We start from the raw sequence: 24,631 nt of genomic DNA, 5'->3' as shown, positions 1-24,631 counted from the left end.
GTTTAAAGCGATCTGCTGTGCTAGTCAAAACTTTTTTTAATCTTGACCGCAACGACTCAAAGACTACTGTGACGCAGACACCACAAGGCACGCGGTCTGTAGAGACGGCGCGCTTGTAGAAATTTTGAGGTGCTTGGAGAGGCGGCCTGGGTAAGGCCGCCGAATCTTCAGCGAGTTGTTGCCAGTTCCTGTTGGACGCTGGCGACAGTGCGAGGCCAAGGTTTACCAGCCTGAACCTTCGCTGGCAAGGCCTTGATGGCGGAAACGGCTGCATCACGATTGGCGAAACTGCCGTAGGTGATCACATAGAGTGGCTTGCCGTTGAGGACTTTCTTGAAGTAGCGGTACTCGCCGCCCTGCTCCTTGACGAAGTTTTGCGCGGCCGCTTCAGAGCTGGTGCCGAGGATCTGTACCACGTAGTTGCCCGGAGCCTGACCTGCGTACCAGGTGCCGCCCGCGGCCTTGGCCACGGCGGCTGGTTTCTCGACTGGCTTCTCGACCGGTTTGGCCGCTGGTGCGGCTTTAGCCACGGGCGCGGGTGCAGGCTTGGCCGCTGGAACCGGCGCTGGCTTGGCGGTAGCGACTTGAGTCGGAGCAGGCGTCGGCTTGGCTGCGGGTGTCGGCGCAGGACCGGCAGGCACGCCCACAGGCGGCGCAGTCGTGGTCACGGTCGGCGGCGTGGCGCTGGAGCCTTCGACCGGCACGCCATCATCTCCCTCGGAAATGCCACCCGCAGCTTCAGCCAGCGGACCACGCATGACCGGTTGCGAATTACCGACCAACGGCAATGGCATCGGCTGCGTATTGCCGGCGAATTCGACAGACGGCGCACCACCATTGGCTTGCGGTTTGCCCTGGCCAAGCGGCAGTTGCGCCTGTTCGTTGGCAGGCGCACCCGTGGTCGGCGCTTTGTTGCGACCCGGCATCAACCAGGCGGCGGCCACCGCGACCACGACGACGGCGGAAATCGCCAATACGTGTTTCTTCGGCATATTGAACCCCATACTTGGACGCTTGACCGCTGTGCGGCTGGCAATCATGGCTTCGATCATGGCATCGCGGGCGACCTGATTGATGTTGCCAGGCCAACCGTCGGAGCTTTCATGAATATCAGAGATCTGATCCGCGGTAAAAAGTTCGATACCCCGGCCAGCGCCTTCGAGACGCTGGTCCAGGTATTCGCGAGTTTCCTCTACGGTATAAGGCTGCAGCTCGATGACGTGGAAACGCTCTTCCTCCAGGCTCAACTGCTCCAGCTGAGCGATCAGCGAGGACTCACCGAACAGGAACACGTGCGGACGGCCTTCCGGCGCACCGGCGGCCAGGGCCATCAAGGCTTCGAGCGCGGACTCGTCGAGTTGCTCGGCGTCATCCACCAGCAGATAGACTTCCTGACCGGTCAGCGCCAGTTGCACCACCTGCGCCAGAATCGCGCCGATCTCGGCCTGGGCAACGTCCAGCGCCTGGGCAACCTGCCGCAGGATGCCCGCCGAATCGCCTGCGCCACGGGCGGAAACCACCACGCTCTGCACGGACTGTTTGTTGGTGCTGGCCACCAGGGCCTGGCGCAACAGCGTCTTGCCGCTGCCTTGGGGCCCTGTGACGACCAACAGCAACTGGCTGTAACGCGCCAGGTGGTGCAGCTGTCCCAGCACCGGTTTGCGCTGGGCCGGGAAAAACTTGAAGCCAGGCACCCGTGGAGCAAAAGGGTCATGACTCAACTGGTAATGGCCGAGGAAAGCCTCGTCCGCATGCAAACTAGTCATCGCGATCTTATTAACCTTTAAGCTGAGCCAGGGCGCGGTAATCCGCTCCCAGCGTGGCCTGTAAAACCTCTTTCGGATAATCGTCGGTCACCACTGCCTCACCCATTTGGCGCAGCAGCACCAGGCGCAAACGACCGTCGATCACTTTTTTATCAATTGCCATATGTTCGAGAAAATCGGCTTCCGTCATCTCCTCGGGCGGAATGACCGGCAGTCCGGCGCGCTGGAACAGACGAATGCCGCGATCACGGTCCTGTTCGCTGATCCAGCCCAGGCGGGCGGACATTTCCAGCGCCATTACGGTGCCAGCAGCGACGGCCTCACCATGAAGCCAGACACCATACCCCATGTGGGTTTCGATGGCGTGACCGAAGGTGTGGCCCAGGTTCAAGGTGGCACGAACACCGGTTTCCTTTTCGTCGGCGCCGACCACCGCTGCCTTGGCCGCGCAGGAGCGTTCGATGGCGTAGGTCAGGGCTTGCTGATCCAGATTACGCAGGCGATCGACGTTGTCTTCGAGCCAGGTCAGGAACGGCTCATCGCAAATCAGCCCGTATTTGATGACCTCAGCCAGACCGGCGGACAGTTCGCGGGCCGGCAGGGTATTGAGGGAGGCCGTGTCGATCAGCACCACATTCGGCTGATAGAAGGCACCCACCATGTTCTTGCCCAGCGGGTGGTTGATCCCGGTCTTGCCGCCCACCGAGGAGTCGACTTGCGACAGCAGTGTGGTCGGAACCTGAATGAAATCGACGCCGCGCTGATAGCAGGCGGCAGCAAAACCGGCCATGTCACCGATCACACCGCCACCCAGGGCGATCACCGTGGTACGGCGGTCGTGCCGTGCGGTCAGCAGGCCATCGAAGATCAGTTGCAGGGTTTCCCAGGTCTTGAAGGCTTCGCCGTCGGGCAACACGACGGAAATCACCGAGAACTGCGCGAGGCTGCGAGTCAGACGTTCAAGATAGAGCGGCGCGACCGTTTCATTGGAGATGATTGCCACTTGCCGTCCGCGAATATGCGGGGCCAGCAGCTCAGGCTGATCCAACAAACCTTCGCCAATATGAATCGGGTAGCTGCGCTCGCCTAGATCGACCTTGAGTGTCTGCATGTGTCCCCACAGTGAAGATGGAATCAGGCGTTCCGCCTTGAGTTAACGAATGTCCACGGCCTTTGCTGTTATTGACGCCGCTGGGTCGCCGTTCGCCACAACCTTGAGCGGTTGCGGCAGGACGCCGAGGATAGCGCATTTCGCGCCGCGCATTAACGGGGAGGCAGCTGCTGCAAGCGTTCCAGGATATCGAGCACGACCATGCGTGGCGGCCGCTCATCGGTTTCCACCACCAGATCAGCGATTTCCCGATACAGCGGATCGCGGATCGCCAGCAGATCCCGAAGGGTCTTGGCCGGATCGGCGGTGCGCAACAAGGGCCGATTGCGGTCGCGGGACGTGCGGCCGACCTGCTGCTCGACAGAGGCATGCAGATAAACCACCCGCCCACCGGCGTGCAGGGCTCGACGATTGGCTTCGCGCATTACTGCACCGCCGCCGGTCGCCAGCACCACGCCATCGTAATCGCACAGCTCGGCAATCATTGCCTCCTCGCGGTCACGAAAGCCCGGTTCGCCTTCTTTATCGAAGATCCATGGGATATTGGCGCCCGTGCGTAATTCAATTTCCTTATCGGAATCTTTGAATGGCAAGCGCAGCTCTTTGGCCAGCAACCGGCCGATGGTGCTTTTTCCAGCGCCCATCGGTCCTACAAGAATCAAATTTCGCACAGAATCAACGACTCACAGCAATCGCCTGGTTATTCATGATACGCGGAGTGAGAAACACCAACAGCTCGGATTTTTTCTCCGAAACCACGTCACGCCGGAAAAGGCGGCCAAGATACGGCACATCGCCAAGAAATGGCACCTTATCTACAACCTTGCTTTGAGTATTTGAGAAAACACCGCCAATGACGATGGTCTCTCCATCGTTGACCAGGACCTTGGCATTGACCTCGTTTTTCTTGATGGGCGGCACATCCTGGACCTTGTTCAGGTAGTCCGGTTCGTCCTTGGTGACCTTGACCTCCATGATGATCCGGTTGTCCGGAGTGATCTGTGGCGTCACTTCCAGCGACAGCGATGCTTCCTTGAAGGACACCGAAGTCGCGCCGCTGGAACTGGCTTCCTGATAGGGAATTTCGGTGCCCTTGAGGATTTTGGCGGTTTCCTTGTCGGACGTGACAACCTTGGGTTGCGAGACAATTTCCCCGTTTCCGGTCTTCTCCATGGCTGTCAGCTCAAGGTCCAGCAAGACGTTATCGGTGATGAACGCAATGCCGATCCCCGAGGTGTTGTTCGCCGCCCCTAAATCGACGAACGGTGAATTGGTGCTGGTGCTGCCCGGCGTGCCAATGGTCGAGGAGCCGTTGGCGCCGTTGCTGACCCCGGAGGTATTCCAGTTGCCCCTGTTCTGGACGGAACCGCCCCAGCGCACACCCAGGCTTTTGTCGTAATCGACGTTGGCTTCGACGATTCGCGCTTCGATCATGACCTGGCGCACCGGAATATCCAGTTGGGCAACGATTCGCCGCAGTTCATCGAGTCGGTCCTGGGTCTGGTAGGCAATGATGTTGTTGGTACGCTCATCGACGGTAATAGAGCCCCGTTCGTCGACTTTCGCCTCGGCACTGGTCACCGACTGGAACAGTTTGGCGATATCCGTCGCCTTGGCGTAATTGACCTGCAACAGTTCCCGCCGTAGCGGTGCCAGATCGGCGATCTGTTTTTGCGATTCCAGCTCCTGACGTTCCCGGGCGGCAATTTCGTCGGCCGGCGCCACCAGCAGGACGTTACCGATCTTGCGCTTGTCCAGCCCCTTGGTTTTCAGCACCAGATCCAGCGCCTGATCCCAAGGTACGTTCTGCAGGCGCAGGGTAATGCCGCCCTGCACGGTGTCGCTGGCGACCAGATTGAGATTGGTGAAATCAGCGATCAGTTGCAGCACCGAGCGCACGTCGATGTCCTGAAAATTCAAAGAAAGTTTTTCGCCGCTGTAGGCATGGCGGTCGGCATCACGCTTTTGCAGGTCGTCGGCGGTCACCGGACGGACGCTGACGGTCAGTTTGTTTTCGGTCTGATAGGTCGAGTAATCGAAGGCGCCGCCACCGGGCTCTATCGTGATGGTGGCCCGATCACCTGTAGCGCTGGCGTTGACGAACTGTACCGGCGTGGCGAAATCCTTCACATCCAGACGCACGCGCAAGGGGTCGGGCAATTGGGTCCTGGCAAACCCGACGATGATCTTGCCGTCGCGCTCCTGAATGTCCGGCGCAATCGACGGATCCGACAGATCGATCAGCACATTGCCTTCGCCCTGGGTACCCCGCTGGAAATCCACACCGCGAATAGCCTTGTTCAATGGCATTGGGGGGCGCGCCGGGGCCGGCGCTGCGAGGGTGGCAGATGTGGTCGGCGCGACTTTGCCGCCCTGCCCGACCACCACGAACAGGTTGTTGCCCTCGACGCGCGTGCTGTAGGGGGCTACCTGGGTCAAATTGATGATCAGACGCGTACGATCCTTGACCTCCACCACTGTCGCGCTTCGGGCATTGCCAGCGCCCAGGTCACGGGTTTTGTTCGCCAATTGACTGACGACACCCGGCAGATCCAGTGCGATCCGTGCCGGTGATGCCGTGGTGTAGCCCTGAGGGGCCGGTGGCGGCTCGTCGAATGCCAGCTTCAGTTCGACGCGGTCTCCCGACAGCGCCGCAACATCCAGGGCCTTGAGGCTGGCCGCTTGTGCCATCGGCGACAACAACGCTATCCATAGCGTCATTCCGAGGGCTGAGAAAGTCCTGTTCATTTTTCCAGTTCCACTATGAGTGCTCTTTCAGAGGGAGGGTCCGCGGCCGTTCCAGCCAGGCACCTTCGCCGTCGGGGACGATTTCGACCACATCCACTTGTGAGCCGCTGATGGCGACGATCCGCCCGTCATTACGCCCCAGGTAATCACCGACTTTCAGCCTGTGCACCCCGCCAGCCCCGCGCAGCAATGCGAAGGAGCCCGCTGCATTGGAGATCGTGCCGACCATTTCAAACTGCTCGATGTTGAACCCCTCAAGGTATTGTTTGATTCGGTCGGGATCGGGCTTGACGTTGCTTGAGCCGTGTTTCTGACCGGACAGGTCGATTCTGACCTGGGGTGAAAACGGGCTGCGCAGGTTGGCTGCGTTGTAAGTGAATGTCGGGTAAGACCGGATTGTGGGCGTTGGTTCAATCTTGCCCGGCGCGCGCAGGCGCATTTCGTTCAGGTAGGCATCCAGGTCGCCGAAGTCATCGCCACCGCCACAGCCGGCAAGGACGACGAGCGACACGACCATCGATAAACAACGAATCAGGCTCATTGATGCGCCCCCTGATCGTTGTAGCGATAGGTCTTGGCAAGGATGCTCATGCGCAGTTTCGGGCCGCCGTCGGGTTTGGCCGGTGCCAGGTCGAAATCATGCAGGGTAACGATGCGCGGCAACCCGGCCACACCACTGACGAACGTGGCCAGGTCGTGATAGGTACCGGTAACGGTGATCTGGATCGGCAGTTCGATGTAGAACGGCCGGGTCACCTCCGGCAGCAGCTTGATCTCTTCAAACTCCAGCCCGCTACCCAGACCTGTGCGAGTGATGTCCTCCAGCAGGCCGGGCACTTCGGTATCACTGGGCAGTTGCCGCAGCAGCACACCAAAAGAGTTTTCCATCTCTTTCAGTTGCTGGGTATAGCGCTCCAGATTCGCCGCCATATGCGCCTTGGTGGCGAACTGCTCCTTGAGGGCCGTCTCTTCTTCGCGCTTGAGGTCGAGCTGGCTCTGAACCTCACTTGTGGAAAAGCTGTAACCGAGCGCCAGGACCAGAATCATGACCAACACGCCCAGCAGAACCTTGACCGCAGGCGGCCATGAACCGATGTTGTGGGTGCCCAATTCGTGAATATCGACACTGCGCAGCTCTTCCAGCCATCCGGAAGGACTCATTGTTCATCCTCCACGGCGGCCGGTTGAGTCTGACGAACGGTCAACTGGAAGACATTGGCCTGATCCAACTGACCCGCAGTGGTCGCTTTGACTTCAGTCAGGCTCGGTGCATCGAACCAGTCCGAAGCGTTCAAGTTGCGCATCAGGTCGGAAACACGATTGTTGGATTCAGCGGCGCCAGAAATCGACAAGGTTTTGCCCACCCTTTTGACTTCGGTGAAATACACCCCGTCGGGCAGGGTCCGCGCCAGCTGATCAAAAATTCGCCCACTGATCGGCCGATTGCCTTGCAGGTCCTGGATGATGCGCATGCGCTCGAGTAATTGCTGGCGACGTGCCTTGAGATCGCTGATCTGTTTGATCCGCTCGTCGACCACGACAATCTGCTGATTGATGTAATTGTTACGGGCGACTTGCCGTTCAATGGCGCCGTTGATGGCTTGATTCGCGACCAGCACCGCACCCGCCGATCCCACCAGCACGCCTGCCAAAATCAATAAAAAACGTTTTCGACGCTCCTCGCGCCGCTCTTCGCGCCAGGGCAAAAGATTGATCCGCGCCATCAGTCGAAGCTCCTGAGGGCCAGCCCGCAGGCAATCATCATGGCCGGCGCGTCGCTGGCCAGGGCGGCGGCGTTGACCTTGGCGCTCAACGTCATTCCGGCAAATGGGTTGGCCACCTGGGTCGGTGTGCCCAAACGCTCCTCGATCAACCGTTCCAGCCCATAGATTGACGCGGTGCCGCCGACCAGCAGGATGTGATCGATAGCGTCGTATTGGCCGCCAGCGAAGAAAAACTGCAATGAACGCGATACCTGTTGCACCAGCGCCTCGCGAAACGGCTGCAACACTGCACTGACGTAATCATCCGGCAAACCACCCTGCTTCTTTGCCAACCCCGCCTGTTCGAGGGTCAGGCCGTAGCGGCGCTGAATGTCCTCCGTCAGCTGCCGGCCACCGAACAATTGTTCGCGGGTGTAGATGATGCGCCCGTGGTGCAATACGCTCAGGGTGGTCATGGTCGCCCCGATGTCGACCACTGCCACCAGGCGGTCCTTGGGCAGCACCGATTGATTGGCCAGCAACCCGAATGATCGTTCGAGGGCATGAGCCTCGACGTCGACCACGCGAGCGGTGAGGCCGGCAAGAGCCAGGGCTGCCTCACGGACCTCGACGTTTTCCTTGCGGCAGGCCGCAAGCAGCACATCGACCCGCTCGGGATTGCGCGCTGAAGCGCCCTGTACTTCAAAGTCGATGGCGACTTCGTCCAGCGGAAAGGGAATGTACTGATCGGCCTCGATCTTCAGCTGGTTTTCCATGTCGTCGTCGCAAAGTCCGGCGTCCATCTCGATGGTCTTGGTGATCACCGCCGAGCCAGCCACCGCCACAGCCACTTTCCTGAGGCGGGTCCTGGCCTTGATCAACACGCGAGAGAGCGCCTGGCCCACAGCATCGAGCTCGGCAATATTTTTTTCGATGACGGCGTTGGCGGGCAGCGGTTCGACCGCATAGGCCTCGACCCGATAACGGGCGCCCTGGCGGCTCAGCGCCAGAAGCTTCACCGAAGTGGAGCTGATGTCGATACCCAAAAGCGTATCGGCCTTTTTGTTGAAGAGTCCTGGCACTGGCAATTCCCTATGACTATCCGTGAGTTACGGACTCTGCTTTGTGTTTTGCGTTCCATCCGCCCGTCTTGACATCAGCGCAAATGACGCTTCTGGCGGAAAAATGCTTATAATGCCCAGCGTTTTTTTCCGCTTTTCTCAAGCGCGGGTCGTTCGCCTTTAGCCTGAACCCTGATGCCTAATTCATTCTTTGCCCTGGATATCCAAAAGCCTTGATTCGTCTGCTGAAATTTTTCGGTTGGTCCATCGTCGCGGTTTTCTGCGGACTGCTTCTGGGTCTGAGCGGGGCGTTTCTCTACCTTAGCCCCGGATTGCCGTCCGTAGAGGCGTTGCGAAGCATCCAGTTGCAGATCCCTTTGCGGGTCTACAGCAGCGACAACAAGTTGATCGCAGAATTTGGCGAAATGCGCCGTACACCGATCCGTTTCGCCGACATTCCCCCCAACTTCATTAATGCGTTACTAAGTGCTGAAGACGATAACTTCGCCAATCACTACGGCGTCGACCCCAGCAGCCTGATGCGTGCCGCGACCCAATTGGTCAAAAGCGGGCACATCCAGTCCGGCGGCAGCACCATCACCATGCAGGTGGCGAAGAACTTCTTCCTGACCAGCGAACGCAGCTTCTCGCGCAAGACCACCGAAATCCTCCTGGCCTTGCAGATCGAACGACAACTGACCAAGGACGAGATCCTCGAGCTTTACGTCAACAAGATCTATCTGGGCAACCGCGCCTACGGCATCGAGGCGGCGGCGCAGGTCTATTACGGCAAGTCGATTCGTGACGTCAGCCTCGCGCAGATGGCGATGATCGCCGGCCTGCCCAAAGCCCCGTCGCGCTTCAACCCGCTGGCCAACCCGGCCCGCAGCAAAGAGCGTCGCGACTGGATCCTGGGGCGCATGTACAAGCTCGGCAAAATCAGCGAGGCCGACTACACCACCGCGATCAACGAACCGCTGAACGCCAGCTATCACGTCCCGACACCGGAAGTGAATGCGCCGTACATTGCCGAGATGGCCCGTGCCGAAATGGTCGGCCGCTATGGCAGCGACGCCTACACCGAAGGTTTCCGCGTGACGACCACGGTGCCGAGCAATCTGCAGGAAATGGCCAACACCGCCGTCCACGAAGGCCTGATGACCTATGACCAGCGCCACGGCTATCGCGGCCCTGAGTCGCGCCTGCCGGGCAAGACCCGCAAGGCCTGGGCGACCGAGCTGACCAAGCAGCGCACCATCAGCAGCCTTGAACCGGCCATCGTCACTCAGGTCGAGAAAAACGGCCTGCAGGTGCTGACCCGCAATGGCGACGAGCACGTCAGCTGGGACAGCATGAAATGGGCGCGTCCGTTCCTGAACACCAACAGCATGGGCGCTAATCCGAAGCAGCCGTCCGACGTGGCCCAGGTCGGGGACCTGATTCGCGTGCAACGTCAGGCGGACAATTCGTTGAAGTTCAGCCAGATCCCGCAGGCCCAGGGCGCGCTGGTTTCACTTGATCCGCAAAACGGCGCGATCCGCGCGCTGGTCGGTGGCTTCGCCTTCGAGCAGAGCAACTACAACCGAGCCTTGCAGGCCAAACGCCAGCCGGGCTCGAGCTTCAAGCCTTTCGTCTACGCCGCTGCGCTGGATAACGGCTATACCGCCGCCAGCCTGGTGAACGACGCACCGATCGTGTTCGTCGATGAGTACCTGGACAAGGTCTGGCGTCCGAAAAACGACACCAACACTTTCCTCGGCCCGATCCGCTTGCGCGAAGCGCTGTACAAGTCGCGTAACCTGGTGTCGATCCGCCTGCTGCAGGCGATGGGCGTTGGCAAAACCATCGACTACATCACCCGCTTTGGCTTCAACAAGCAGGATCTGCCGCCCAACCTGTCCCTGGCCCTGGGCACCGCGACCCTGACGCCAATGGAGATCGCCACCGGCTGGAGCACCTTCGCCAACGGCGGCTACAAGATCACCCCTTACATCATCGACAAGATTGAAAGCCGCAACGGCGACACGCTGTTCGTCGCCAACCCGGCAAGCGTGCCGAAAGGCGGCGGCGCCAACGACGGCATCGCCGCACCGTCCGCCCAGGCCTTCACGGTCAACGCCATGCCGGGTGAAGCGCCAACTACCCAACCGGCGCCACAGGCACCGGCCGTGGCTGAGCGCATCGTCGATGGCCGTACCACTTACATCCTCAACAGCATGCTTGAAGATGTGATCAAACTCGGCACCGGCCGCCGTGCACTGGCCTTGGGTCGCCCTGACATCGCCGGCAAGACCGGGACCACCAACGAGTCCAAGGACGCCTGGTTCTCCGGTTACAACGCCGATTACGTGACCACCGTCTGGACCGGCTTCGATCAGCCGGAAAGCCTGGGGCGCAAGGAGTTCGGCGGCACCGTCGCGCTGCCGATCTGGATGAACTACATGGGCGCCGCGCTCAAAGGCCTGCCGCCACATACACAACCGGAGCCGGAAGGCATCCTGAGCCTGCGCGTCGACCCGGTCAGTGGCCGTGCGGCAAGCCCAGGCACGCCTGGAGCCTACTTCGAACTGTTCAAGGCCGAAGACACGCCACCGTCGGCAAGCGAACTGGGCAACGGCAATGCGCCAGGCAGCCCGCTGCCAGCGGATGAAGCGGCGCCGATCGATTTGTTCTAGAGAAGCCGCCTGTAGGAGCGAGCCTGCTCGCGATGGTCGTCAACGATGACGCGGGTTGTCTGAATACCCGCGTTGCCTGACTATTTTTCGCGAGCAGGCTCGCTCCTACAGGGTTTGGCAGCGCACACAACTGCGCCATCGACTCTCCAGACAACAAAAAAGCCCCGACTCTCACGAGCCGGGGCTTTCTTTTGAAGCGCTACAACGGCTTAGCCGTTGAACACGTCATCCACGCTTTTGAGCGGGTAGTTCTTCGGATACGGCAGGGTCGCCACACCGGTCTCGATTGCGGCCTTGGCCACAGCGTCGGAGATCAGGGTGATCAGGCGCTTGTCCATTGGCTTCGGAATGATGTACTCACGACCGAATTCCAGCGGCGCACCACCGTAGGCATCACACACGTCCTGAGGCACTGGCAGCTTGGCCAGTTCACGCAGGGCGTTGGCCGCAGCCACTTTCATTTCTTCGTTGATGCGCTTGGCGCGAACGTCCAGGGCACCACGGAAGATGAACGGGAAGCCCAGTACGTTGTTGACCTGGTTCGGGTAGTCGGAACGACCGGTGGCCATGATCACGTCGTTACGGGTCGCGTGTGCCAGTTCCGGGGAGATTTCCGGATCAGGGTTCGAGCAAGCGAACACGATCGGGTTGGCCGCCATGGATTTCAGGCCTTCAGCGCTCAGCAGGTTCGGACCGGACAAGCCGACGAACACGTCCGCACCTTCCAGAGCGTCTGCCAGGGTACGTTTGTCGGTCGCGTGGGCGAAGACAGCCTTGTACTGGTTCAGGTCGTCACGGCCGGAGTGGATCACGCCGGTACGGTCAACCATGAAGATGTTTTCGATGTTCGCGCCCATGCTGACCAGCAGCTTCATGCAGGAGATCGCGGCAGCGCCGGCGCCCAGGCAAACGATCTTGGCTTCCGGCAGGGTTTTACCGGCGATTTCCAGGGCGTTGATCATGCCAGCGGCGGTCACGATAGCGGTACCGTGCTGGTCATCGTGGAATACCGGGATGTCGCACTGCTCGATCAGAGCACGTTCGATCTCAAAGCACTCAGGCGCCTTGATGTCTTCCAGGTTGATGCCACCGAAGGTGATGGAGATGCGCTTGACGGTGTCGATGAAGGCTTGCGGGCTTTCGGAGTCGACTTCGATGTCGAAAACGTCGATGCCTGCAAAGCGCTTGAACAGCACGCCCTTGCCTTCCATGACTGGCTTGGAGGCCAATGGGCCGAGGTTACCCAGACCCAGAATCGCGGTGCCATCGGAAATGACTGCAACCAGGTTGCCTTTGCCGGTGTATTTGTAGGCCAGTTCAGGGTCGCGAGCGATTTCGCGTACTGGTTCGGCTACGCCGGGGCTGTAGGCCAGCGACAGGTCGCGGGCGGTAGCGGTGGCCTTGGTGAGCTCGACGCTCAGCTTCCCTGGACGAGGATTGGCATGATATTCGAGAGCGGCAGTTTTCAAATCAGACATGGGGGCATTCCGCTTTTACTGTTGGACAGACTGGTCAGCGAGGATACGCGCCTCGCAAAATCCCCACAAGACTGACCAGTCACCCCTGTCAAGCGCCCTGACCTACGACTTTGGGCCAAGAGCCGCGGAACACAAGGGATAGACTGTTCACAATCGACAGAAAAAATGTCTACAATTTTTTATCAGTGCGCGACCTGAAGCATCGCTGGATCGGTCAGCGGCAACATCCAGCGCGCCTGCCCCTCCTTGAGACCGCCCTTGCGCGAACGATCCAGCACCCAGCCGCGAGCCTCGACTTGCTTGCCTTTGAGGCCATCAAGCGTGGCAGCGGGGAATCTGTCCAGCACATTGGGTGCAACGCGCAATACAACCGAATCCTGCAACTCGATCCAAACCCCGCCGCGATTGCGCTGAACCTTGCTCACACGACCGCTGAGCACGGCAAACCCGGAGGTATTGATCTGCTCCGCCTTTAGTACAGGTGACTGTCGCCACACACCAAGACCGGCCTGTCGGGCGCTGCGTTCTGCCGCTTGCTGACAGTCGACCAAATCGACATTGGGTGCGACTGCCACTTGAAAGCCGAGTCCTTCGGCGAGCATCTGCGCTTCGAGGTTGGCACCCTCGGCACCGTAGACATGGGCCAGGGTACGGCCGTAGTGATCCTTGCCTTCCTTGCCGGGAAGCAATCCGACCCGTCCGCCGCTCGCGGCCACCAAGGCTTCGAGACGCTTTCGCGCCGCCACGGCAAATGGTTCGTCGGACCGGCCTTTCTTGCCCAGCTCCGGCGTATTCAAGCCGATCATGCGCACACTGCGACCATCCGCGAGGCGCAGCGTGTCACCGTCCACTACCCGCTGCACCGCGACCGATGCCAGACCACTCGGTGCCGGGCAGAAGGCCTGGGCGCCGGAGAGCCAAATCGCGGACACAAAAAAGGCGCCCGCAAGGGACGCCTTTTTCATCAGCATGGAAAAACCGAAACGGCCTCCCAAGTTGATCGGCCTTAGGCCTTTTTCGCGCCGAAAGCACCGAAACGGTCTGCGAAACGCTGAACGCGGCCGCCAGTGTCCAGAGTCTTTTGCTTACCGGTGTAGAACGGGTGGCATTCGTTGCAAACGTCGATCGCCAGGGCTTTGCCGTAGGTCGAACGGGTTTCGAACTTGTTGCCGCAGCTGCAGGTAACAGCAACTGCTGGGTATTCTGGATGGATATCAGCTTTCATGATGTCTTCCTCGGGCTAGCGTGCCGCCACCCAACACTATTGTTGAATACCGCACGTAATTAGGCCGCGGATTCTACCAGACAATGCCAATCACGCAAGCTGTCCCTGAGACCGACCGTCTGCTAGGCTCCCGAGCCAATACGCGATCCCCGGTGGGAGCGAGTCTGCTCGCGATAGCGGTGTACCAGTCGCGATGAATGCTGACTGACACGCCGTCATCGCGAGCAGGCTCGCTCCCACACGTTATGCGCCTAGCCCTTTTGTTGCCTGTCTATCGAGACTCCCCGCGTGCCCGACGCCATCCTGCGCCTCGCTTTGCCCTCGCCGCTGCGCCGCCTGTTCGACTACCGAGCTCCGGCCGGGGTCCTGCGCGCCCAGTTTCATCCCGGTATGCGCCTGCGAGTGCCGTTCGGCCGGCGGGAGATGATCGGGATTCTGGTGGAGGTCACCGACTCCAGCGAAGTCCCGGCGGAAAAACTCAAGCCCGCACTGGCATTGCTCGATGCCACGCCGCCGCTGCCACCCGCCCTGTTCAAGCTATGCCTGTGGACTTCCCAGTATTACCAGCACAGTCTCGGCGACACCTTGAGCTGGGCGTTGCCCGTGCTGCTGCGCCAGGGCGAACTGGCCGAGGCACGCCAGGAGCGTTTCTGGTCCGCCGCCCCCGGCGCCAGCCTCGATGACCCGCGCATCGCCCGCGCCCCGCGCCAACGTGAAGCGCTGGCGACGCTGGCCCAGCACCCCCACGGCGTCGCTCATCCGCTGCTGAGCAAACTGATGCTGAGCAAAGACAGCCTCGATCTGTTGCTGGCCAAGGACCTGGTGCAGGTCGAAATCCGCAAACATGCCCCTGGCGCACGCCACGAACACTGGCTGGCACAGCCTGAACTGCCGCTCAATCCGGAGCAGCGCGCCGCTTATGAAGCGATTCGCGCCGGATTCGACAGTTATCACGCGTTCCTGCTGGCCGGCGTCACCGGCAGTGGCAAGACCGAAGTCTATTTGCAACTGATCCGCGAAACCCTGGAGGCCGGTAAACAAGCGCTGGTGCTGATCCCGGAAATCAACCTCGGCCCGCAGACCCTGGCGCGCTTCGAACAGCGCTTCAATGCGCGCATCGCCCTGATCCACTCGGCAGTCAACGATCGTGAACGCCTCGATGCCTGGCTCGCCGCCCGCGACGGCGAAGCCGATATCATTATTGGCACCCGCTCGGCACTGTTCACGCCGATGAAGAATCCCGGCCTGATCATCATCGATGAAGAACACGACGGCTCGTATAAACAGCAGGAAGGCCTGCGCTACCACGCCCGCGACCTGGCCCTGGTGCGCGCCCGCCAGGAAAACATCCCGATCGTGCTCGGCTCCGCCACACCCTCGCTGGAAAGCCTGCACAACGCCTACACCGGACGCTACGGCCTCCTGCGCCTGAATGAGCGCGCCGGTGGCGCCAAGCAGCCACGCTTCCTGCGCCTTGACGTAAAAAGTCGCCCACTGGACAGCGGCATTTCCGGGCCGATGCAACAAGCCATCGGTCAGACGCTGGCTGCTGGCCAGCAAGTATTGGTGTTCCTCAATCGCCGCGGCTTCGCACCGACCCTGCTCTGTCACGATTGCGGCTGGATGTCCGAATGCCAGCGCTGCGATGCGCGGATGACCGTGCACCAGCGCCACGGCGAGTTGCGCTGCCACCATTGCGGCTACGTCGAGCGAGTGCCGCGCCAGTGCCCGAAATGCAACAAGGTCGATTTGCGTCCGGTGGGGGCAGGTACCGAACGGGCCGAAGAGCGACTGGGCATTTTGTTCCCCGACTACCCGGTTTTGCGGGTCGACCGCGACAGCACTTCGCGCAAGGACGCCATGAATCAGTTGTTCGCGACCATCCAGAAAGGCCAGCCCTGCATCCTGGTGGGCACGCAAATGCTTGCCAAAGGGCATCACTTTCCACGGGTGACCCTGGTGTCGATTCTCGACGCCGACGGCGGGCTTTTTTCCGGTGACTTCCGTGCCAGCGAGCGCATGGCACAGCTGATTGTCCAGGTCGCCGGGCGTGCCGGGCGTGCCGAAGAGCCGGGCAAGGTGATCATCCAGACGCATTTGGCCGATCACCCGCTGCTGGTGCAATTGACCGAGCAAGGTTATTTCGCTTTTGCCGAGCAAGCCTTGAGTGAACGCCGCGCGGCAGGCCTGCCGCCCTTTGCGCACCTGGCACTGCTGCGAGCCGAAGCGCACAAGCCGGGACAGGCCGAAGGATTTCTCGACGAGGCGTGCAGCGAGGCCGAACGCCTGCTGGCCGAACAGGGTTTGACCGGCATCGAATTGCTGGGGCCGGTACCGGCGCCGATGGAACGCCGCGCCGGACGCTATCGAGCACAGCTATTGTTACAGGCCACCGCGCGGGCGCCGCTGCATCGCTTGCTGGCCAGTTGGTTGTTGGTGCTGGAGCAGATGCCGAGCGGGCGGGCGGTGCGCTGGTCGCTGGATGTGGACCCGGTCGATTTGTATTGATTTGGGTACCGCCATCGCGAGCGAGCTTGCTCGCGATGGGGCCTTAATTGTCACCACACATCCACATCCTGCCTGCTAAGGTTGGCAAGCCCGTCTTCGCCACGGATAATGCCCAGTTTTTCCACCAGCGCACGATGCGCCGCCGCGCCAGCGGTCGAAAGAGAAGACCATGAAAGACACCATTCGCCAGCTGATCCAACAAGCCATCACCCAACTCGTCAACGAAGGTGTGTTGCCTGAAGGCCTGACGCCAGCGATCCAGGTGGAAAACTCTCGCGATAAGAAGAACGGCGACTTCGCCAGCAACATCGCCATGATGCTGGCCAAGCCTGCCGGCATGAAGCCGCGTGATCTGGCCGAGAAAATCATCGCCGCGCTGCCGGCTGACGAAAATGTCGCCAAGGCCGAAATCGCCGGCCCCGGCTTCCTCAACTTCTTCCAGAACACCGATGCCCTGGCGACCCGCCTGGACGCCGCCCTGGCCGACAAGCACATCGGCGTTCGCAAGGCCGGCCCGGTGCAACGCACGGTGGTTGACCTGTCGGCCCCGAACCTGGCCAAGGAAATGCACGTCGGCCACCTGCGCTCGACCATCATCGGCGACGGCGTGGCACGGGTGCTCGAGTTCCTCGGCGACGAAGTGATCCGTCAGAACCACGTTGGCGACTGGGGCACCCAGTTCGGCATGTTGATGGCTTATCTGCAGGAAAACCCGATCACCAGCGACGAACTGTCGGACCTGGAAAACTTCTACCGCGCCGCCAAGCAGCGCTTCGACGAATCCGAAGAGTTCGCCGATCGCGCCCGTGGCCTGGTGGTCAAGTTGCAGGCCGGTGACCCGGACTGCCTGGCGCTGTGGACCAAGTTCAAGGACATCTCGTTGTCCCACTGCCAGAAGATCTACGAACTGTTGAACGTCAAGCTGACCATGGCTGACGTGATGGGCGAAAGCGCCTACAACGACGACTTGATCAACGTGGTCAACGACCTCAAGGCCGCCGGCATGCTGGTCGAGAGCAATGGCGCCCAGTGCGTGTTCCTCGATGAATTCAAGAACGCCGACGGCGATCCGCTGCCGGTGATCATCGTCAAGGCCGATGGTGGCTACCTCTACGCCACCACCGACCTGGCCGCCGTGCGCTACCGCAGCGGCAAGCTCAAGGCCGACCGCGCGTTGTACTTCGTCGACCAGCGTCAGGCCCTGCACTTCCAGCAAGTCTTCGCCGTGGCGCGCAAGGCCGGCTTCGTGACCCACCCGATGGACATGGAGCACATGGGCTTCGGCACCATGAACGGCGCTGATGGCCGTCCGTTCAAGACCCGCGACGGCGGCACCGTGAAGCTGATCGATCTGCTGACCGAAGCCCAGGAACGCGCCTACACCCTGGTCAAGGACAAGAACCCGGAACTGGCCGAAGACGAGCTGCGCAACATCGCCAGGGTCGTGGGCATTGGCGCGGTGAAATACGCCGACCTGTCCAAGCACCGCACCAGCGACTACAGCTTCAACTTCGACCTGATGCTCAACTTCGAAGGCAACACCGCGCCGTACCTGCTGTACGCCTATACCCGTGTGGCCGGCGTGTTCCGCAAGCTCGGCAAGGATTTCAGCGAAGTCGACGGCCAGATCGTCCTCGAAGCGCCCCACGAACACGAACTGGCGGCAAAACTCGCGCAATTCGGCGAAGTGCTGAATAACGTGGCTGAAAAAGGCACGCCGCACATTCTCTGCACTTATCTGTATGACGTCGCCGGCCTGTTCTCCAGCTTCTACGAGAACTGCCCGATCCTCGCCGCCGATACCCCGGCGCAAATGCAGAGCCGCCTTCGCCTCGCCGCGCTGACCGGACGCACCCTCAAGCAAGGCCTGGAACTCTTGGGCCTGGAAACTCTGGAGCGTATGTAAGTTGGCTGCCAAGAAAAAACCTGCACCCAAGCGTGGCGCCAGCCGTTACCAAGCTCCAGCGAAGCAGCCGATTCCGGGTTGGTTGTGGATGGCCATCGGCCTGACGGTCGGCGCATTCATCGTATTCCTGATGAAGCTGGAGCCGGGCAAGGGCAGCGATACGGTCAAACGCGAGAAGGTGGAGCAACAACAGCAGAAAGCCACCAAGATCGCCGAGGCCAACAAGACCCCGCCGAGCCCGACGCAACCGGTGAAGCCGAAGTACGACTTCTACACCTTGCTGCCGGAATCGGAAGTCATCGTGCCGCCGGATGCCGTGCCGGAAAAAACCCTGCCGACGCCGCAAGTGCCGGCCGTTCCGACGACGCCGGTTACACCGGCGGAAGCGGCGAAGATCGACACCGCCCGCGCTCAGGCGGCGCTGTCCGGTATCACGCCGCCACCCGCGCCACCCGTCACCAAAGCCGCGCCGGTGACGAAGTTCTTCCTCCAGGCGGGTTCGTTCCGCAAGCAAACTGACGCCGACAAGGTTCGTGCGCAGATCATCCTGCTCGGCCAGGCGGTGGCGGTCGAATCCGGCACAGTGAAAGACGAGACCTGGTATCGGGTTCTGGTCGGACCGTTCAGCAACCGCGAACAACTGACCACCGCCCAGAAACAACTGGCCGGCGCCGGCTTCAGCAACCTGTTGTTACAACAGCGCCAGAGCCGATAACGCCCCTTGCGGCGAGGGAGCTTGCTCCGCTGGAGTGCGGAGCACTCCCAAAACCAGCGTTTGCGGTCCATGAGGCAGACCGCAGGAACCGGGTTTGTGGCTGCTTCGCAGCCAAGCGGGAGCAAGCTCCCTCGCCACAACGGTGACAGCGGCACTCCATCACCATCGCAATGCACCACTCGTCCCCTCTCCCGTCCTACAGTTGAAATCCACTTCACCACCCCCATATGAGTGGGCATAAGGCATTTTCGCCCCGCTGCGTGGAGACTCTTCCCTTGACCACCATCGTTTCAGTTCGCCGCCACGGCAAAGTCGTCATGGGCGGCGACGGCCAGGTATCCCTTGGCAATACCGTGATGAAAGGCAACGCGAAAAAAGTTCGCCGCCTGTACCACGGGCAGGTCCTCGCCGGTTTTGCCGGTGCCACCGCTGACGCCTTTACCCTCTTCGAACGTTTCGAAGGCCAGCTTGAAAAGCATCAGGGCCACTTGGTTCGTGCTGCCGTAGAACTCGCCAAAGAATGGCGAACCGACCGCTCCCTGAGCCGCCTCGAAGCCATGCTCGCGGTCGCCAACAAAGACGCCTCTCTGATCATCACCGGCAACGGCGACGTAGTTGAGCCCGAGCAAGGCTTGATCGCCATGGGTTCCGGTGGCGGTTACGCCCAGGCTGCCGCCAGCGCACTGCTGAAGAAAACCGATCTGTCGGCCCGGGAAATCGTCGAGACCGCCCTGGGCATTGCCGGCGACATCTGTGTATTCACCAACCACACCCAGACCATTGAGGAGCAGGACTGCGCCGAATAAGTCCGCTCCGGCCATCGCGCCACGGCTCATTCTTGCTTGAGGTCCGCCAAATACTATGTCCATGACTCCCCGTGAAATCGTCCACGAACTCAATCGCCATATCATCGGCCAGGACGATGCCAAGCGCGCCGTCGCCATTGCCCTGCGCAATCGCTGGCGCCGGATGCAGCTGCCCGAAGAGCTGCGCGTTGAAGTCACCCCGAAAAACATTCTGATGATCGGCCCGACCGGTGTCGGTAAAACCGAAATCGCCCGTCGCCTGGCCAAACTGGCCAACGCACCGTTCATCAAGGTCGAAGCCACCAAGTTCACTGAAGTCGGCTACGTCGGCCGCGACGTCGAATCGATCATTCGTGACCTGGCCGATGCGGCGATCAAGCTGCTGCGCGAACAGGAAATCATCAAGGTTCGCCACCGCGCCGAAGACGCCGCTGAAGAGCGCATCCTCGACGCGCTGCTGCCGCCGCCGCGCATGGGCTTCAGCAACGACGATGCCCCAACCTCGGATTCCAACACCCGTCAGCTGTTCCGCAAGCGCCTGCGCGAAGGTCAGCTGGATGACAAGGAGATTGAAATCGAAGTCGCCGAAATCGCCGGCGTCGATATCTCCGCGCCACCGGGCATGGAAGAAATGACCAACCAATTGCAGAGCCTGTTCGCCAACATGGGCAAAGGCAAACGCAAGAGCCGCAAGCTCAAGGTCAAGGAAGCGCTGAAACTGGTGCGCGACGAAGAAGCCAGTCGCCTGGTCAACGATGAAGAATTGAAGGCCAAGGCACTGGAAGCGGTCGAGCAGCACGGTATCGTGTTCATCGACGAAATCGACAAGGTCGCCAAGCGCGGCAATGTCGGCGGCGCCGATGTGTCCCGCGAGGGTGTGCAACGCGACTTGCTGCCGCTGATCGAAGGTTGCACCGTCAACACCAAACTGGGCATGGTCAAGACCGACCACATTCTGTTCATCGCCTCGGGCGCTTTCCACCTGAGCAAGCCGAGCGATCTGGTACCCGAGCTGCAAGGTCGCCTGCCGATTCGTGTCGAACTGAAGGCGCTGTCGCCGGAAGACTTCGAACGCATCCTCAGCGAACCGCACGCTTCGCTCACCGAGCAATACTGTGCACTGCTGAAAACCGAAGGCCTGACCATCGAGTTCCAGCCAAGCGGCATCAAACGCATTGCGGAAATCGCCTGGCAGGTCAACGAGAAAACCGAAAACATCGGTGCCCGTCGTCTGCACACGCTGCTTGAGCGCCTGCTTGAAGAAGTGTCGTTCAACGCCGGCGACCTGGCCAGCGCCCATGACGACAAGGCGATCCAGATCGACGCTGACTACGTCAACAGCCACCTCGGCGAATTGGCGCAGAACGAAGACCTGTCCCGTTATATCCTGTAAGCAACACTTGTAGGAGCGAGCCTGCTCGCGATGAACCTGATAGCGACGCGTTTGTTCAGACACCACGCGCTATCGTTAACGTCCATCGCGAGCAAGCTCGCTCCTACAGGGTTCCATCCCTAACGGAACTCAGGTCATGACCCAACTCCCCACCGACATCAAACTGCACAAAGCCTCGAAAACCCTGACGCTCAAATACGCGACCGGCGAGGAATTCACCCTGCCCGCCGAATTCCTTCGCGTGCACTCTCCTTCCGCCGAAGTCCAGGGCCACGGCAAACCCATCCTGCAATTTGGCAAGATCAACGTAGGCCTGAGCAAGATAGAACCGGCTGGTCAGTACGCACTGAAATTGACCTTCGACGACGGCCACGACAGCGGCCTGTTCACCTGGGAATACCTCTATGAACTGGGGCGACGTCATGACGCACTCTGGGAGGATTATCTTGCCGAGCTCAAAGCCGCCGGAAAAACCCGCGACCCGAACGAATCCGTCGTCAAGCTGATGCTCTAGCCTGAGCCTCTTGCTCTTTAGAGGGCATTTTCTAATTTCATCTGTTTGAATGCTTGGCCGTAAGGTCAGTCATTGGCCTGCTTGCGAAAAAAATTAAACTCGGGTAACCAATGGAGCTGGCAAGTTCCCTGCAGTGTTCTCTGCGAAACAAAAGCAGCGATGCAGCACTAACGGTCACCCGAGCAGTAGTACCTGGCATTGGCTGTGTAACTGCACAGCAGGCCCCGGGTACTCGTCTCAGGACAATGGAGCGTCGTAGATGAGTAACAAGAATAACGATGACTTGAAGTATCAGGCCTCGGAAAACACCTTGGGACTGAATCCTGTCGTTGGACTGCGTGGAAAGGATCTACTGGCTTCTGCTCGAATGGTGCTCAGGCAGGCCATCAAACAACCGGTGCACAGCGCCAGGCATGTTGCGCACTTCGGCCTTGAACTCAAGAACGTGCTGTTCGGCAAATCCACCCTGCAACCGGGCAGCGATGACCGTCGCTTCGCCGATCCGGCCTGGAGCCAGAACCCCCTTTATAAACGCTATCTGCAAACCTACCTGGCGTGGCGCAAGGAACTCCACGACTGGATCGATGACAGCAAACTCTCGGCCAGTGACGCCGCTCGCGGGCACTTCGTGATCAACCTCATGACCGAAGCCATGGCCCCGACCAACACGGCGGCCAACCCGGCGGCCGTCAAACGCTTCTTCGAAACCGGCGGCAAGAGCCTGCTCGATGGTCTTTCGCATATGGCCAAGGACCTTGTGCACAACGGCGGCATGCCGAGCCAGGTCAACATGGGCGCGTTCGAGGTCGGCAAGAGCCTCGGCGTGACCGACGGTGCAGTGGTCTTTCGCAACGATGTGCTGGAGCTGATCCAGTACAAGCCGATTACCGAGCAAGTCCACGAGCGTCCATTGCTGGTGGTGCCGCCACAGATCAACAAGTTCTACGTTTTCGACCTGAGCCCGGACAAGAGCCTGGCGCGGTTTTGCCTGCGCAATAATGTGCAGACCTTCATCGTCAGCTGGCGCAACCCGACCAAGGAACAGCGCGAGTGGGGTCTGTCGACCTACATCGAGGCGCTCAAGGAAGCGGTCGACGTGGTCACCGCCATCACCGGCAGCAAAGATGTGAACATGCTCGGCGCCTGCTCCGGTGGTATCACCTGCACCGCCCTGCTGGGCCACTACGCTGCGATCGGCGAGAACAAGGTCAACGCCCTCACCCTGCTGGTCAGCGTGCTCGATACCACGCTGGACAGCGATGTCGCCCTGTTCGTCGACGAGCAGACCCTCGAAGCCGCCAAGCGCCACTCCTACCAGGCCGGCGTTCTGGAAGGCCGCGACATGGCGAAAGTCTTTGCGTGGATGCGTCCCAATGACCTGATCTGGAACTACTGGGTCAACAACTACCTGCTCGGCAACGAACCGCCGGTGTTCGACATCCTGTTCTGGAACAACGACACCACCCGATTGCCCGCCGCGTTCCATGGCGACCTGATCGAGATGTTCAAAAACAACCCGCTGATTCGCCCCAATGCACTGGAAGTGTGCGGCACGCCCATCGACCTGAAGCAGGTCACGGCCGACATCTTTTCCCTGGCCGGCACCAACGACCACATCACCCCGTGGAAGTCCTGCTACAAGTCGGCGCAACTGTTCGGCGGCAATGTCGAGTTCGTGCTGTCCAGCAGCGGGCATATCCAGAGCATCCTGAACCCGCCGGGCAATCCGAAATCCCGTTACATGACCAGCATCGAAATGGCCGCCAATGCCGAGGAGTGGCAAGAGAATTCCACCAAGCACACCGACTCCTGGTGGTTGCACTGGCAGGCCTGGCAGGCCCAGCGTTCGGGCGAACTGAAAAAGGCCCCGGCGAAACTGGGCAACAAGGCTTATCCGGCAGGCGAGACTGCGCCAGGCACTTACGTACACGAGCGGTAACTGACACACCCCGCTCCCCTGTAGGAGCAAGCTCGCTCGCGACGGACGTTAACGATGACGCGGGGCACCTGAACGACCGCGTTGCCCGGACATTCTTCGCGAGCAGGCTCGCTCCTGCAGGGGGGCGGGGATGAATTCATAAACAGGGCCAGAAGCATGCCGCAACCGTTCATATTTCGTACCGTCGACCTGGATGGCCAGACCCTCCGCACGGCGGTACGCCCCGGCAAGCCTCACTTGACGCCCTTGCTGATTTTCAACGGCATCGGCGCCAACCTGGAGCTGGTGTTCCCGTTCGTCGCGGCATTGGACCCGGACCTGGAAGTCATCGCTTTCGACGTGCCCGGTGTCGGTGGCTCTTCGACGCCGAATCGACCGTATCGCTTTCCGGGCCTGGCCAAACTGACGGCACGCATGCTCGACTACCTCGACTACGGGCAGGTCAACGTCATCGGCGTGTCCTGGGGCGGCGCCCTTGCCCAGCAGTTCGCCTACGACTATCCGGAGCGCTGCAAGAAACTGGTGCTGGCCGCCACTGCGGCCGGCGCGGTGATGGTGCCGGGCAAGCCGAAAGTGCTGTGGATGATGGCCAGTCCGAGGCGCTACATCCAGCCGTCGCACGTGATTCGCATTGCGCCGATGATCTACGGCGGCTCATTTCGCCGCGACCCGACACTGGCCGCGAGCCACGCGGCAAAAGTGCGTTCGGCAGGCAAGCTCGGTTACTACTGGCAACTGTTTGCCGGCCTCGGCTGGACCAGCATCCACTGGCTGCACAAGATCCATCAGCCGACCCTGGTACTGGCGGGCGATGACGATCCGTTGATCCCGCTGATCAACATGCGCTTGCTGGCCTGGCGGATTCCCAATGCCCAGCTGCACATCATCGATGACGGCCATCTGTTTTTGATCACGCGAGCCGAAGCGGTGGCGCCGATCATCATGAAATTCCTCGAAGAAGAACGACAACGCGCCGTGATGCATCCGCACCCGGCGCCATTGGGCGGTTAGCGGCTCATTGACGGGCGGCAGGACGCCGCGCCGCGCAACAACCCGAAACAGCGTCTATGGTGTTCAGGTTCG

20 protein-coding genes are annotated in these 24,631 nt (G+C 60.6%); 9 read left to right on the top strand and 11 right to left on the bottom strand.

The features are described from left to right. Positions 1-167: 167 nt before the first annotated feature. The 8 genes from ACX3YD_RS18015 to ACX3YD_RS17980 all read right to left on the bottom strand — a co-directional run bounded on the left by ACX3YD_RS18015 (position 168) and on the right by ACX3YD_RS17980 (position 8,410). Complete coding sequence (locus ACX3YD_RS18015; protein ID WP_458960647.1) at positions 168-1,766, bottom strand: AAA family ATPase; 1,599 nt, start codon at positions 1,764-1,766, stop codon at positions 168-170. A 10-nt stretch (positions 1,767-1,776) separates the two neighbouring features. After that, positions 1,777-2,877, bottom strand: a complete 1,101-nt coding sequence (gene aroB, locus ACX3YD_RS18010; protein WP_047536476.1) for a 3-dehydroquinate synthase — start codon at positions 2,875-2,877, stop codon at positions 1,777-1,779. A 152-nt stretch (positions 2,878-3,029) separates the two neighbouring features. Further along, positions 3,030-3,548: a shikimate kinase AroK gene (gene aroK / locus ACX3YD_RS18005; RefSeq protein WP_047536474.1), complete on the bottom strand. Its 519-nt coding sequence runs from the start codon at positions 3,546-3,548 to the stop codon at positions 3,030-3,032. Positions 3,549-3,552: 4 nt separating this feature from the next. Further along, positions 3,553-5,625, bottom strand: a complete 2,073-nt coding sequence (pilQ, locus tag ACX3YD_RS18000; RefSeq protein WP_458960646.1) for a type IV pilus secretin PilQ — start codon at positions 5,623-5,625, stop codon at positions 3,553-3,555. 13 nt (positions 5,626-5,638) lie between these two features. Then, complete coding sequence (locus ACX3YD_RS17995) at positions 5,639-6,166, bottom strand: pilus assembly protein PilP (protein WP_458960645.1); 528 nt, start codon at positions 6,164-6,166, stop codon at positions 5,639-5,641. Next, positions 6,163-6,786: a type 4a pilus biogenesis protein PilO gene (gene pilO / locus ACX3YD_RS17990; RefSeq protein ID WP_458960644.1), complete on the bottom strand. Its 624-nt coding sequence runs from the start codon at positions 6,784-6,786 to the stop codon at positions 6,163-6,165. The genes ACX3YD_RS17995 and pilO overlap by 4 nt, the downstream gene beginning before the upstream one ends. Continuing rightward, positions 6,783-7,349, bottom strand: coding sequence for a PilN domain-containing protein (locus ACX3YD_RS17985; RefSeq protein WP_047536464.1), 567 nt, complete (start codon positions 7,347-7,349; stop codon positions 6,783-6,785). The genes pilO and ACX3YD_RS17985 overlap by 4 nt, the downstream gene beginning before the upstream one ends. Then, entirely contained in the window at positions 7,349-8,410 is a 1,062-nt protein-coding gene (locus ACX3YD_RS17980) for a pilus assembly protein PilM (protein ID WP_458960643.1), read from the bottom strand. The genes ACX3YD_RS17985 and ACX3YD_RS17980 overlap by 1 nt, the downstream gene beginning before the upstream one ends. Before the next feature lie 215 nt (positions 8,411-8,625). Here ACX3YD_RS17980 and ACX3YD_RS17975 point away from each other — a divergent pair, with 215 nt between their 5' ends. Continuing rightward, positions 8,626-11,064, top strand: a complete 2,439-nt coding sequence (locus ACX3YD_RS17975; RefSeq protein WP_458962058.1) for a penicillin-binding protein 1A — start codon at positions 8,626-8,628, stop codon at positions 11,062-11,064. Between the two features lie 209 nt (positions 11,065-11,273). On the opposite strand, the gene ACX3YD_RS17970 is transcribed toward ACX3YD_RS17975, so the two are convergent. The 3 genes from ACX3YD_RS17970 to rpmE form a co-directional block, all read right to left on the bottom strand. Then, positions 11,274-12,542: a malic enzyme-like NAD(P)-binding protein gene (locus ACX3YD_RS17970; protein WP_047536459.1), complete on the bottom strand. Its 1,269-nt coding sequence runs from the start codon at positions 12,540-12,542 to the stop codon at positions 11,274-11,276. Positions 12,543-12,724: 182 nt separating this feature from the next. After that, positions 12,725-13,513 carry a thermonuclease family protein gene (locus ACX3YD_RS17965; RefSeq protein WP_458960642.1) on the bottom strand — a complete coding sequence of 263 codons (789 nt, stop codon included), beginning with the start codon at positions 13,511-13,513 and terminating at the stop codon, positions 12,725-12,727. Between the two features lie 35 nt (positions 13,514-13,548). Beyond that, on the bottom strand, positions 13,549-13,767 hold the full coding sequence (gene rpmE, locus ACX3YD_RS17960) for a 50S ribosomal protein L31 (RefSeq protein WP_018929146.1): 219 nt from the start codon (positions 13,765-13,767) through the stop codon (positions 13,549-13,551). 288 nt (positions 13,768-14,055) lie between these two features. Here rpmE and ACX3YD_RS17955 point away from each other — a divergent pair, with 288 nt between their 5' ends. From ACX3YD_RS17955 to phaZ, 8 genes are all read left to right on the top strand, one after another. Beyond that, on the top strand, positions 14,056-16,275 hold the full coding sequence (locus tag ACX3YD_RS17955; protein ID WP_458960641.1) for a primosomal protein N': 2,220 nt from the start codon (positions 14,056-14,058) through the stop codon (positions 16,273-16,275). Positions 16,276-16,444: 169 nt separating this feature from the next. After that, positions 16,445-18,181, top strand: a complete 1,737-nt coding sequence (gene argS, locus ACX3YD_RS17950; protein WP_103404470.1) for an arginine--tRNA ligase — start codon at positions 16,445-16,447, stop codon at positions 18,179-18,181. Between the two features lies 1 nt (position 18,182). Further along, positions 18,183-18,896 (top strand): SPOR domain-containing protein, encoded by a 714-nt coding sequence (locus ACX3YD_RS17945; RefSeq protein WP_090465652.1) that lies wholly within the window; start codon positions 18,183-18,185, stop codon positions 18,894-18,896. Positions 18,897-19,171: 275 nt separating this feature from the next. Next, positions 19,172-19,702, top strand: coding sequence for an ATP-dependent protease subunit HslV (gene hslV / locus ACX3YD_RS17940; protein WP_103404469.1), 531 nt, complete (start codon positions 19,172-19,174; stop codon positions 19,700-19,702). 55 nt (positions 19,703-19,757) lie between these two features. Further along, entirely contained in the window at positions 19,758-21,095 is a 1,338-nt protein-coding gene (gene hslU, locus ACX3YD_RS17935) for an ATP-dependent protease ATPase subunit HslU (protein ID WP_458960640.1), read from the top strand. A gap of 136 nt (positions 21,096-21,231) precedes the next feature. Beyond that, the gene (locus ACX3YD_RS17930) at positions 21,232-21,609 is read left to right on the top strand and encodes a gamma-butyrobetaine hydroxylase family protein (RefSeq protein WP_103404468.1); all 378 of its coding nucleotides are present in this window, start codon (positions 21,232-21,234) and stop codon (positions 21,607-21,609) included. Between the two features lie 259 nt (positions 21,610-21,868). Continuing rightward, positions 21,869-23,548, top strand: coding sequence for a class II poly(R)-hydroxyalkanoic acid synthase (gene phaC / locus ACX3YD_RS17925; protein ID WP_458960639.1), 1,680 nt, complete (start codon positions 21,869-21,871; stop codon positions 23,546-23,548). 156 nt (positions 23,549-23,704) lie between these two features. Further along, the gene (gene phaZ, locus ACX3YD_RS17920; RefSeq protein ID WP_047536441.1) at positions 23,705-24,559 is read left to right on the top strand and encodes a poly(3-hydroxyalkanoate) depolymerase; all 855 of its coding nucleotides are present in this window, start codon (positions 23,705-23,707) and stop codon (positions 24,557-24,559) included. The last annotated feature ends 72 nt before the right edge of the window (positions 24,560-24,631 follow it).

Source organism: Pseudomonas fluorescens group sp. PF-1 (assembly GCF_054481335.1).
This window is presented reverse-complemented; position numbering and strand designations above follow the sequence as displayed.